The sequence below is a fragment of the Achromobacter sp. GbtcB20 genome, assembly GCF_019091095.1.
Classification (GTDB): Bacteria; Pseudomonadota; Gammaproteobacteria; order Burkholderiales; family Burkholderiaceae_B; genus Achromobacter; species Achromobacter mucicolens.
Map to the genome: position 1 here is coordinate 206,253 of NZ_JAGXJZ010000002.1, position 12,177 is coordinate 218,429.

10 protein-coding genes are annotated in these 12,177 nt (G+C 65.4%); 1 reads left to right on the top strand and 9 read right to left on the bottom strand.

Annotated elements, in window-relative coordinates; all coding sequences use genetic code 11:
* Positions 1 to 46 precede the first annotated feature (46 nt).
* From eno to KVT32_RS03745, 3 genes are all read right to left on the bottom strand, one after another.
* A complete protein-coding gene (gene eno, locus KVT32_RS03735; RefSeq protein ID WP_062838541.1) occupies positions 47 to 1,333 on the bottom strand; it encodes a phosphopyruvate hydratase in 1,287 nt (428 codons plus the stop codon).
* A 4-nt stretch (positions 1,334 to 1,337) separates the two neighbouring features.
* A complete protein-coding gene (locus KVT32_RS03740) occupies positions 1,338 to 1,622 on the bottom strand; it encodes a DUF1330 domain-containing protein (protein ID WP_217617723.1) in 285 nt (94 codons plus the stop codon).
* Positions 1,623 to 1,825: 203 nt separating this feature from the next.
* A complete protein-coding gene (locus KVT32_RS03745) occupies positions 1,826 to 3,478 on the bottom strand; it encodes a CTP synthase (protein ID WP_056322044.1) in 1,653 nt (550 codons plus the stop codon).
* Positions 3,479 to 3,700: 222 nt separating this feature from the next.
* Here KVT32_RS03745 and KVT32_RS03750 point away from each other — a divergent pair, with 222 nt between their 5' ends.
* Positions 3,701 to 4,699: a hypothetical protein gene (locus KVT32_RS03750; protein ID WP_217617724.1), complete on the top strand. Its 999-nt coding sequence runs from the start codon at positions 3,701 to 3,703 to the stop codon at positions 4,697 to 4,699.
* Between the two features lie 89 nt (positions 4,700 to 4,788).
* On the opposite strand, the gene KVT32_RS03755 is transcribed toward KVT32_RS03750, so the two are convergent.
* From KVT32_RS03755 to gsiB, 6 genes are all read right to left on the bottom strand, one after another.
* Complete coding sequence (locus tag KVT32_RS03755) at positions 4,789 to 6,579, bottom strand: aminopeptidase P family protein (RefSeq protein WP_175235131.1); 1,791 nt, start codon at positions 6,577 to 6,579, stop codon at positions 4,789 to 4,791.
* A 14-nt stretch (positions 6,580 to 6,593) separates the two neighbouring features.
* Positions 6,594 to 7,427: a M55 family metallopeptidase gene (locus KVT32_RS03760; protein WP_175235132.1), complete on the bottom strand. Its 834-nt coding sequence runs from the start codon at positions 7,425 to 7,427 to the stop codon at positions 6,594 to 6,596.
* Between the two features lie 20 nt (positions 7,428 to 7,447).
* The gene (locus KVT32_RS03765; protein ID WP_056322035.1) at positions 7,448 to 8,542 is read right to left on the bottom strand and encodes a P1 family peptidase; all 1,095 of its coding nucleotides are present in this window, start codon (positions 8,540 to 8,542) and stop codon (positions 7,448 to 7,450) included.
* Positions 8,543 to 8,687: 145 nt separating this feature from the next.
* Positions 8,688 to 9,587, bottom strand: a complete 900-nt coding sequence (gsiD, locus tag KVT32_RS03770; RefSeq protein WP_056322031.1) for a glutathione ABC transporter permease GsiD — start codon at positions 9,585 to 9,587, stop codon at positions 8,688 to 8,690.
* Between the two features lie 7 nt (positions 9,588 to 9,594).
* Positions 9,595 to 10,515, bottom strand: a complete 921-nt coding sequence (gsiC, locus tag KVT32_RS03775) for a glutathione ABC transporter permease GsiC (RefSeq protein WP_056322028.1) — start codon at positions 10,513 to 10,515, stop codon at positions 9,595 to 9,597.
* Between the two features lie 89 nt (positions 10,516 to 10,604).
* A complete protein-coding gene (gsiB, locus tag KVT32_RS03780; RefSeq protein ID WP_063955287.1) occupies positions 10,605 to 12,158 on the bottom strand; it encodes a glutathione ABC transporter substrate-binding protein GsiB in 1,554 nt (517 codons plus the stop codon).
* Positions 12,159 to 12,177 lie beyond the last annotated feature (19 nt).

Genomic DNA, 12,177 nt, shown 5'->3' on the forward strand with positions numbered 1-12,177 from the left:
GTGGCGTGGATGCGGCCCAGGCAACACGCCAGGGCCGCGCTTTTTATCAACGCAGGTTGTAGAAAGCTTCCAGGCCGGGATACGACGCGACTTCAGCCAGCTCTTCTTCGATGCGCAGCAGCTGGTTGTACTTGGCCATGCGATCCGAGCGCGACAGCGAGCCGGTCTTGATCTGCATGGCGTTGGTCGCCACGGCGATGTCGGCAATGGTCGAGTCTTCGGTTTCGCCCGAGCGGTGCGAGACGACGGCGGTGTAGCCGGCGCGCTTGGCCATTTCGATGGCGGCAAACGTTTCCGTCAGCGTGCCGATCTGGTTGATCTTGATGAGGATCGAGTTGGCCACGCCCTTCTGGATGCCTTCACGCAGGATCTTGGTGTTGGTGACGAACAGGTCGTCGCCCACCAGCTGGACCTTCTTGCCGAGCTGGTCGGTCAGGAGCTTCCAGCCTTCCCAGTCGTTTTCGGCCATGCCGTCTTCGATCGAGATGATCGGGTACTTGTCGCACCACGTGGCCAGGAGGTTCGTGAATTCTTGCGAGGACAGCGAGATGCCGCCTTCGCCGGCCAGCGTGTACTTGCCGTCGCGGTAGAACTCGGAGCTGGCGCAGTCCAGGCCCAGGGCGATCTGCGTGCCCGGCTCGTAGCCGGCTTCGGTGATGGCCTTCAGGATGAGCTGAATGGCGGCTTCATGGCTGGGCACGTTGGGCGCGAAACCGCCCTCGTCGCCCACGGCGGTCGACATGCCCTGGCTGTGGATCAGCTTCTTGAGCATGTGAAAGACTTCGGCGCCCCAACGCAGGGCTTCGCGGAAGCTGCCCGCGCCCACCGGCAGAATCATCAGTTCCTGCAGGTCCAGCGTGTTGTTGGCGTGCGCGCCGCCGTTGATGACGTTCATCATCGGGACGGGCATGCTCATGGGGCCGCTGCCGCCGAAATAGCGGTACAGGGACAGGCCAGACTCGTCGGCGGCGGCGCGGGCCACGGCCATGCTGGCGGCCAGGATGGCGTTGGCGCCCAGGCGCTCCTTGGACTCGGTGCCGTCCAGTTCGATCAGCGTGCGATCGACGAACGTCTGTTCCTGAGCATCCAGGCCCATCAGGGCTTCGGAGATTTCGGTGTTGAGGTTTTCAACGGCGCGCAGCACGCCCTTGCCCAGATAACGGCCCTTGTCGCCGTCGCGCAGCTCGATGGCTTCGCGGGCGCCGGTGGATGCGCCCGACGGCACGGCCGCACGGCCCATGGCGCCGGATTCCAGCAGCACATCGCATTCCACGGTGGGGTTGCCGCGCGAATCCAGAATCTCGCGGCCGATGATGTCGACGATTGCACTCATGACTTTACATTCCCTGAACGATAAACATATTCATGACGGCCGCGCCTTCGCGGGCATTGCGGGCACGGCGGTACTGCCAGGAATCGTAGAACGCCTGCGCCGCGGCCATGGACGGAAATTCCATGACGACGGTGCGGACGGGTTCACGCCCCTCGAGGTGCTTCGATTCGCCGCCGCGCACCAGGATCTTGGCATCGTACGCGCGCATGGCGAGCGTGGACAGACGCTTGTAGTCCTCGTACTGCGCGGGCTTGGTCACTTTGACGTCGGCGATCAGATAGGCACTCATGGGGTTCCTTCAGAGCAGTTGCGTTGGTTTCGGTCTGACGCCGGATACGGCGCCGCCGCCAGTGTCGCGCAAGGCGCACGGGCGACGCATATCCGATGCTAATCGGTTGTATCCGAAAGAAGCGCCGCCGTATAGGGCGGCGCTGGGGAATCGGCCCGCGGCCCCGAGGATCCGCTTACGGAACTCAGGACCGCGGACACGCATCAGGCCTCCTGGCCGCGGCGAGCCTTCTGCTCGATGGCGGCGCGGATGTAGCTGGAGAACAGCGGGTGGCCGTCGCGCGGGGTGGACGTGAACTCCGGGTGGAACTGGACGCCGACGAACCACGGGTGGTTGGGCAGTTCCATCATTTCGGGCAGGTTCTCGGTCGGCGTGCGGGCGCTGATCACCATGCCGGCTTCTTCGAGGCGCGGCACGTAGACGTTGTTGACCTCGTAGCGATGGCGGTGACGTTCGTTCACCTCGTCGCCATAGATGGCCTGCGCGCGGGTGCCGGGCTTGATCGGCACGCGTTGCGCGCCCTTGCGCATGGTGCCGCCCATGTCGGACGACGTGTCGCGCTTCTCGACCTTGCCTTCGCGGTCCATCCACTCGGTGATGAGTGCGACCACCGGGTGCGGCGCGGAGGGATCGAATTCCGTGCTGTTGGCGCCGCCCAGACCCGCGACGTGACGCGCGAATTCGATGACCGCCAGCTGCATGCCCAGACAGATGCCCAGGTACGGCACGCCGTTTTCGCGGGCGTAGCGGATCGCGGCGATCTTGCCTTCGGTGCCGCGCTTGCCGAAGCCGCCCGGAACCAGAATGGCGTCCAGGTGCTTCAACTGATCGGTGCCGCGGGTTTCGATGTCTTCCGAGTCGATGTACTCGATGTTGATCTTCGAGCGCGTGTGGATGCCGGCGTGAACCAGGGCTTCGGTCAGCGACTTGTACGACTCGGTCAGGTCGACGTACTTGCCGACCATGCCGATGGTGAGCTGGTGCTCGGGGTGTTCCAGCGCCTCGACCAGGTTGTCCCACATGGACAGATCGGCCGGCGGCGGGGTCAGGCCCAGGGCCTCGCAGACGATGTTGTCCACGCCCTGCTTGTGCAGCATGGCGGGGATCTTGTAGATGGAGTCGGCGTCCCAGACGGAAATGACCGCGTCCAGGGGCACGTTGGAGAACAACGAGATCTTGGCGCGCTCGTCGTCCGGAATGCGGCGGTCGGCGCGGCACAGCAGCGCGTTCGGGTAGATGCCGATTTCGCGCAGCTTCTGCACCGAGTGTTGCGTGGGCTTGGTCTTCAGTTCGCCGGCGGAGGCGATGAAGGGCACGAGCGTCAGATGGACGAAGGCCGCGTTGTTGCGGCCCATGCGCAGGCTCATCTGGCGGGCGGCTTCGAGGAACGGCAGCGATTCGATGTCGCCCACCGTGCCGCCGATTTCCACGATGGCGACGTCGGTGTTGCCATTCCAGCCGGCTTCGGCGCCACGGGCGATGAAGTCCTGGATTTCGTTCGTGATGTGCGGAATCACCTGGACGGTCTTGCCCAGGTAGTCGCCACGCCGTTCCTTGCGCAGCACGGATTCGTAGATCTGGCCGGTGGTGAAGTTGTTCACCTTGTGCATGCGAGCGGAAATGAAACGCTCGTAGTGGCCCAGGTCCAGGTCGGTCTCGGCGCCGTCTTCCGTGACGAACACCTCACCATGCTGGAAGGGGCTCATCGTGCCCGGATCGACGTTGATGTAGGGGTCGAGCTTCAGCATGGTGACTTGCAAACCACGCGACTCAAGGATGGCGGCAAGCGACGCGGCGGCGATGCCCTTGCCCAGGGAAGACACCACACCGCCGGTGACAAATACGTATTTGGTCATCGTAATGAGCACCCGGGACGAGCGGGCGCGTGCGGGAAATTTGGATTATAGCCGGGCGACGCGACTTGTTTGGGTTTTCCCCTAGCTCTGTGCGGGTAACAATTGGCTGCACTCGGCAAGCCCATTGCCACAAGCCCCACGGCGCCCGCATGGTATGGTCGCTCCCTAATTTTGAACCGCTGCCCGTGCGGGCGGCGCCCTCCCATCCCCGCCCCCGCGCCGATGACCGCCCTTTCCCGCCCCGTTCCCTCCCTTGCCTGGCGCATCGCCGTCGCCGCCGTCCTGCTGCGGCTGACGTATATCGCGCTGGTGCAGGCCTACACCTTGTTGAGCCCGACGCCCTATGTGGAGCAACTGCGTGAGAGCTACACGCAGCCGCCGGTGCTGGCCCCGCTGCTGGCCAACATCGTCTCGACCCTGCTCATCGTCGGGCTCGCGGCCTGGGGCGCAATGCGCCAGTGGCTTGCGCGCCGCGATGCGGCAACCGTGGACCAGCCGGGCAGGCTGCTGGGCACGTTCCTGGCTTTGCAGGCGCTCTACACGCTGTGCCTGTCCAGCGGCATGGCCTACGCGCAGCACCTGTTGATGAGCGGCCTGATCAAGGAAGGTTCCTGGCTCCAGACGGCCCTCGGCCTGGATGTGGCCGGACGTTTCATCGTCATGAACCTGGGGATCCGCGTCGTCACGGTGGCGCTGGAGATCGCCGGTATCTGCCTGGCGCTGCGCATCGCCGCCTGGACCACCACCCCGGCCGTCCCCGGCGTCGGCTCAGCGCTGACCCGCCGGCATGCGGCATGGATCAGCGGGCTGACCATGCTGATCTGGCAGTCCAGCGTGTCGATCATGCTGGGCGGCTATCTGCAGATGCAGACGCTGGAAGCGGGCTGGGCCCAGTATGCGCTGGGATATTGGGTGCTGCCCATCGCCCTGCTGGCGCTGACCACGCTCGTTTGCCTGAAAGTGCTGCCGCGCCCGCTGGAACGTTTTGGCATCGGCCGCGCCGTGGCGCTGGGCAGCGTGGCGTTCTGGATCGCCCAGGTGCTGGGCATTGGCCTGGGTATTGCCGTGCTCAAGTCCATGACCTGGGATCAACTGGCCTGGGCCGTCCAATCGCACGCGTCCGCCGCGCTGGCGCTGCTCGCTTACGGCGCGCTGCTGGCGCTGGGTTGCCTGACGGCCACACGCCTGCTTCACCGCAAGCAGGACGCGCCGGCGCGGTAACCGGCGGCGCGCCGCGCCATGAAAAAAGGCCGTGGCGTCATTGCGCCGCGGCCTTTTTTTGCGCCGGCCCTGCCGGCAATACCGTCAGGTCAGATCGCCGCGCAGCGCAGCGTCAGCCACGCCAGCGCCTCGCCCTCGACCAGCGGCGACAGGCGCTCGAACACCGTCTTGTGATAGTCGTTCAGCCAGTCGATCTCGTCTTCGCGCATCAGCGAGGGCTCGATGCAGCGCGTGTCGATGGGGCACATCGTCAGCGTCTCGAAGCACAGGAATTCACCCAGCTCCGAGGTCAGCCAGCTGCGGTTGGCGACCAGGTTCTCGATGCGCACGCCCCAGCGGCCCGGGCGGTAGATGCCCGGTTCGTTCGAGGTGATCATGCCCGGCTCCATGGCCGTGTGCGGACCCGGCATCGCGCGGTACGAAATGACCTGCGGGCCTTCGTGCACGTTCAGGAAATAGCCCACGCCGTGGCCCGTGCCATGGCCGTATTCCGCGCCGCCTTCCCAGATGGGCGCGCGCGCGATGGCATCGAGCATGGGCGACGGCGTGCCACGCGGGAACGACGCGCGCGACAGCGCGATCATGCCCTTGAGGACCAGCGTGAAGTCGACCTTCTGGTCCGCGCTGGGCGTGCCCACCGCGACCACGCGCGTGATGTCCGTCGTGCCGCCGAGGTACTGGCCGCCCGAGTCGATCAGCAGCAGGCCGTCGCCTTCGATCGTGGCGTGCGATTCCGGGGTGGCGCGGTAATGCGGCATGGCGCCGTTGGCGTTAAAGCCCGCAATGGTGGCAAAGCTGGGGCAGACGTACGCAGGACGGCGCGCGCGGGCGGCCGTGATCTGCTCATCGATAGTCAGTTCGGTGATGGTTTCCTTGCCCAGCGCGCCTTCGAACCAGGCGAAGAATTCGCAGAGCGCGGCGCCGTCCTGCGCCATCGCCTGACGCACGTTCGCCAGTTCGGCGTCGGTCTTGCGCGACTTGAGCAGCGTGGACGGATTGATCGCTTCCACGCGCGGCACGGCCGGATCCATGGCGTGGAACACCCCGCAGGTGACGCGGGCCGGATCGATCAGCAGCTTCTGGTCCACTTCCAAGGAGGCCAGCGCATCCGCGGCCTGGGCGTAGTCCGCGACTTCGACGCCATCGGCGGCCAGGATGGCGCGCAGGCTGTCGTCGATCTTGCCGTCCGCCACAAAGAGCGTGGCGTGGTCCAGGCCGACCAGCGCGTGGCCGACAAAGACCGGGTTGAAGTCCACGTCCGCGCCGCGCAGGTTGAACAGCCAGGCAATATCGTCAAGCGTGGAAATGAAATGCACGTCGGCGCCATGCTCGCGCATGGCGTCGCGAACCTGAGCCAACTTGTCGGCGCGGGTCACGCAGGCGTCGGGCGCGACGTGTTCGTAGATCTTGGCGTCCGGCAGCCCGGCGCGATCGGCCCAGACCTCGTCCAGCAGGTCTTCGCGGATTTCCAGCACGGCGCCAGAGGCGGCTGCGGCAGCGGACAAGGCGCGGAAAGCGCCCAGGCCCAGCACCTGGCCGTCCACCCCGATGACGTCGCCCGTGCCGGTGTTTGCGGCCAGCCAATCGACATGGCCCGGCGTCGTGGCCAGCGCAATCTTCATCAGTTGCACGCCCGTGCCCGCAAGCTGGGCTTCGGCCTGAACCCAGTAGCGGCTGTCCACCCACAGGCCGGCAAAGCTTGGCGTAACCACCAGCGTGCCCACCGACCCCGTGAAGCCCGACAGCCAGCGCCGCCCCTGCCAGCGGGCCGGCAGGTATTCGGACAGGTGCGGGTCCGAAGAAGGAACGACGTAGGCAGTCAGACCGCGGCGGGTCATGGCCTGCCGCAATTGGGCAATACGGGCGTCGGTGCTAGACATGGAAGATGGGATCCTTAGCGCAACATGAAAGACATGGCGGCCAGGCTGTTCAACGTGCGGATGGCGGACTGCATGCTATCCGTGGTGAATCGCAAGGTGACGCCGTCCACGCGGTCGAGCGTGGGCCACATGCAGAACAGATCGGCGAGCGCCGAGCTCTGCGTCTGCAACCGGCATTCTATAGGCGCGGGAATGCGGAAAGGAACGGCTTTCTTGTCGCCGCCGCGCTTGAAATTACGCACCGCGCTTTCGGCGGCCGCGGCAATCGCGCGGCGCGAGGCGGCGGGCGACAACGTGATGCCGCTGCCCTGCCCGTGCGCAACCTTGGTCTGCACCCATTCGGCGCCGGGAAAGGTGTCGCGGGTTTCCTCGATGAACACGTCGTCGCCCGTGCCCAGGATGACGGGCACGCCCAACTCGCCGGCCAGCGCGCCGTACAGGCCCGCTTCGCCCAGCTCCATGCCGTTGATGACAACGCGCGCGAACGCGAAGCTGTTGATGGTGTGGGCCAGGATGCCGCGGCCTTGCGAGCGCGAGTGGTAGCCGATCATGAAGACGGCGTCGCACGCCTCTTCCAGCCCGCCCATCATGCCCAGGTAGCGCGGCTTGCCCAGCACCAGGCGGGCGCGCTCGTCCAGGCCATCGGGCAGCAGGTTGCGAAAGCCGCCGTGCGAATCGTTGACCAGGATCTCTTCGGCGCCGCCCGCGATGGCGCCTTGCACGGCCGCGTTGGCCTCGGCGGTCATCCAGGCGCGGGCACGCTCGTACTCGCCGTTGCCGGCACGGACCTGCTCGGCATGGAAGACGCCGGCGACGCCTTCGATATCGGTGGAAATAAGGATTTTCATGAAAGGGGCCTTGAAAATGTTCAGAGTTCGGTGTCGGACAGCCACTGGCGCCAATCGGGCGCGGCGTGGCGGATGCAATCGCGGTGGTTCCCGTCGCGCCCGGTCACGCTTTCGGCGTGCCACAGCGCCGCAATGATGGCCTGTTCGCAGGCTTCGGCGGCGGCCTCGAAGAGCGGATCGATGCGGGCCTCGTGCAACATGGCGATCGCGGGCATGAGCGACTCGGCCAATTGCGGAATCGTGTATGCCGTCGAAAACGCCAGCGCAATGTCGCCGCTGCCGTGGCCGAACACCGAGCCGGTGCGCGCCAGCCCCGCGCCCGCGCGCAGCGACAGCCGGCGCAACTGCCGGGAATCGAGCGGCGCGTCGGTGGCCACCAGCAGGATGATCGATCCCTTCTCGGGCGCGATCACCGCGTTTTCGCCTTGCTGCGCCAGCTTGACGTCAAGCTGGTCCGCCAGCCGGCGGCCGAACGGCCTGCCCGCCACCGTCAGGTTGGGCAACCGGCCGAAGTTGGAAAGCACCAGCGCGCCCACGGTGTACTGCGGTCCGTCCTTGATCCGCGCAACGCGCGAAGCCGAGCCGATGCCGCCCTTGAACGAAAAGCTGGACATGCCCCGGCCGGCGCCAACGGCGCCCTGCGCGAAACGCTTGCCGGCGGCGGTCAGCGCGTCGGCGTAATGCGATTCCTGAACCGCCATCGCCTGGATGTCGTTCAGGAACCCGTCGTTGCACTCGAAGACCAGCGGATTCACGGTCGCCATGCCGCGGCCGATGCCGGGGTTGGCGGCGACCGCGGCGCGGATCTGCGCATTGGCCACCGTGCCCACGCCGAACGTATTGGTCAGCGCGATCGGCGTTTCCAGCACGCCCAGTTCCTGCACCTGAACCAGACCCGTGCTCTTGCCAAAGCCGTTCAGCACGGTGGCCGCGGCCGGCGTCTTGTCCAGGAAGGGATCGCCGTCATGCGGGCGCACGACGGTCACGCCCGTCTGCAGCGGGCCATCGGCCAGCGTGCAGTGGCCGACGGTGATCTCGCCCACGTCGCAGATCGAGTCCAGCGGACCCGAGGGCAGTACGCCGATCCGCGGGATGTCCAGCGCTTGTTTGTCCATGTTCGTCTACGTGTCGCCACGCTCCAGAATGCAAAACGCCGCCACCCTGGGTCCGGGACACGCGCGGTGCAGCGCGTGGCGGACGGAGGCGGCGGCGGAATAATCGCCCTCCACGCCGGCCTGGGCAAACAGGCCGGCGGCAGGTTTACTTGCGGTCGATCTTGGGATCGAGCGCGTCGCGCAGGCCGTCGCCCAGCAGGTTGAACGCCAGCACCGTCAGGAAGATGGCAAGCGCCGGGAAGATGGCGACGTGCGGTGCGATGACCATGTCGGCGCGCGCTTCGTTCAGCATCGCGCCCCACTCCGGCGTGGGAGGCGAAGCGCCCATGCCCAGGAACGACAGGCTGGCCGCGGTGATGATCGAGGTGCCGATCCGCATAGTGCCGTACACCACGATCGGCGAGATCGTGCCGGGCAGGATGTGGCGCATGATGATCGTCCAGTCGGACGCGCCCACGCTCTTGACGGCTTCGACGTACGTCATCTGCTTGATCGACAGCGTGTTGCCGCGCACCAGGCGGGCAAACGCGGGCACGCTGAACACGGCCACGGCCACGATCACGTTGACCATGCTGGAGCCCAGGATGGCGACCACGCCAATGGCCAGCAGCATGCCGGGGAATGCCAGCAGCACGTCGGAGATACGCATCGTGATGCGTTCCCACCAGCCTTCGTAGTAGCCGGCCATCAGGCCCATGAACGTGCCGACGATGGCGCCCATGGCGACCGACAGAAAGCCGGCGGCCAGCGAGATGCGTGCGCCCATGATGATTCGGCTGAAGATGTCGCGGCCCAGCGAATCCACGCCCAGCCAGTGCGCGAGGGACGGACCGGCGTTCAGCGCATCGTAGTCGAAGAAGTTCTCCGGGTCGTACGGCACGATCCACGGCGCGAAGACCGCGACGATGACCAGCAGCAGGACGAAGAGGCCCGCGCCGACGGCAAGCTTCTGCTTCTTGAATTTGCGCCAGAACTCGGTGGCGGGCGTGCGCACGTCGTTCTTGGGAACGGCGGCGATGGTTGCGGCGGGTGTCGTATTGCTCATGGCCGCCTCACTTGTAACGGATGCTGGGATTGATGACGCCATACAGCACGTCGACAATCAGGTTGATCAGGATGAATTCCAGCGAGAACAGCAGCACGAGGCCCTGGATCACCGGATAGTCGCGCTGGGTCACGGCGTCCACCAGCAGGCGGCCTAGGCCGGGCCAGTTGAACACGGTCTCGACCACGATCGAGCCGCCCAGGAGGAAGCCGAACTGCAGGCCCATCATGGTCACGACGGGAATCAGCGCGTTGCGCAGCGCGTGCTTGATGATGACGCGGCGCTCGGACAGGCCCTTGGCGCGGGCCGTGCGCACGAAGTCTTCCTGCACGACTTCCACGAACGACGCCCGCGTGAAGCGCGCCATCACGGCGGCCACGGCGGCGCCCAGCGTGATGGAAGGAAGAATGTAGTGTTGCCAGGTCGAGGCGCCCACCGTGGGAAGCCAGCCAAGGTTCACCGAGAAAATCTGCATCAGCATCATGCCCAGCGCGAACGCGGGGAACGAGATGCCGGACACCGCCAGCGTCATGCCAAGACGGTCGGGCCAGCGATTGCGCCATACCGCCGACACGATGCCGATGATCATGCCAAAGCCAACGGACCACACCATGCTCGCAAGGGTGAGCCACAAGGTGGGCATGAAACGGTCGGCGATTTCGGTCGAGACGGGGCGCTTGGTGCGCAGCGAGGTCCCGAGGTCGCCCTGCAGCATGTGGCTGAAGTAGCGCACGAACTGCTGCGGCAGGGGCAGATCCAGCCCAAGTTCCTTGCGCACGAGCTCGACGGTTTGCTGGTCGGCTTCGGGCCCGGCGGCCAGTCGCGCCGGGTCGCCCGGAAGCATGTGCACAAACAGGAACACGACCACCGCTACCAGCAGCAGCGTGGGGATCATGCCCAAAAGACGTTTGACGATGTAGGTCAGCATTGAAATTCCTGCAACATCGGCGGGGACACCGCGTCCCCGCCGTATGTGGCCTTACAAGGGCCCGAAGGCCCCGAGAGTTACTGCTTGGTTTACTGCTTCAGGTCGATGTCGCCGAACCAGAACGAGGTGTCCGGTTCCACGTACACGCCCGACAGGTTCTTCGACTTGACGTACAGGTTGTTCTGGGTCACCAGGAAGGCCCACGGGGCGTCCTTCCAGATGGTTTCCTGAACGTTCTTGTAGATCTCGGTCTTCTTCTCGCGGTCGGTCGTGGCCAGCGCTTGCTGGACGCCTTCGTCAACCGACTTGTTCGAGTAGTACGACACGTTGTTCAGCACCGGCGGGAACGCGGCGGTGGTCAGGAGCGGACGCAGGCCCCAGTCGGCTTCACCGGTCGAGGACGACCAGCCGGCGTAGTACATGCGGACCTTGGCGTCTTCAGGCTTTTGCACCTGTTGAACGCGCTGCACGCGCTGGCCGGATTCCAGGACTTCCACGGAAACCTTGATGCCGACCTGGGCGAGCTGCTGCTGCAGGAACTGAACGACCTTCACCGAGGTGCCGTCGTTATAGGCGGACCACAGCGTGCTTTCGAAGCCGTTGGGGTAGCCGGCTTCGGCCAGCAGGGCCTTGGCCTTCTTGATGTCGTAGGGCCATGCACCGATCTTGTGCGCGTAGTCCACGCCTTGCGGCACGACGCCGTCGATGACGGTGGCGTAGCCCGAGAACGCGACCTTGGCCAGGGCGTCCTTGTTGATGGCGTAGTTGATGGCTTCGCGCACCTTGACGTTGTCGAACGGCTTTTGCTGCGTGTTCATCGACAGGTAGCGGGCCATGATCGAGTTCTTGTGATCGACCACGTCCAGCTTTTCGTTCTTCTTCAGCACGGCGGCCTGCTCGAACGGCACCGGGAAGGCGAAGTGCGCTTCACCCGTCTGCACCACGGCGGCGCGGGTGTTGTTGTCGGTCACGGTGCGGAAGGTCAGCGTGTCGACCTTCGGGTAGCCCTTCTTCCAGTAACCGTCGAACTTCTTGACCTTCAGGTACTCAGCCGGCTTCCATTCGACGAATTCGAACGGGCCCGTGCCGACCGGGTGAAAGCCGATTTCCTTGCCGTACTTGGCCAGGGCAGCGGGCGAGATCATCATGGCGGCCGGGTGGGCCAGCGCGTTGATGAAGGCCGAGAACGGCTTCTTCAGCGTGATCTTGACGGTCATCGGATCGACCACTTCGGTCTTCTCGATGACGCTGAACTGGATGTAGCGCGACAGGCGGTTGTCCGGGTTGGCCGGACGATCGAAGTTGATCTTGACCGCTTCGGCGTTGAAGTCGGTGCCGTCGTGGAACTTCACGCCGGGACGCAGCTTGAACGTGTAGACCAGGCCGTCTTCGCTGACCGTGTAGTCGGTCGCCAGGACCTTCTGCACCTTCAGGTCCTTGTCGAACTCGAACAGGCCTTCATAGTAGGCCTTGCCAGCCGCCTGGTTCAGCGTGCTGTTGGTGTTGTAGGGATCAAGCGTTTCCAGCGCGATGGAAACGGCGAACGTCACGTCCTTGGCGGCATGGGCCATCGGCGCGGCGAGCACGCCGAAGGCCAGCGCGGCAGCGGCCATCAGCTTGGTGGGGCGCAGAACTTTCATCATTGCAACTCCTGGTTCCAAA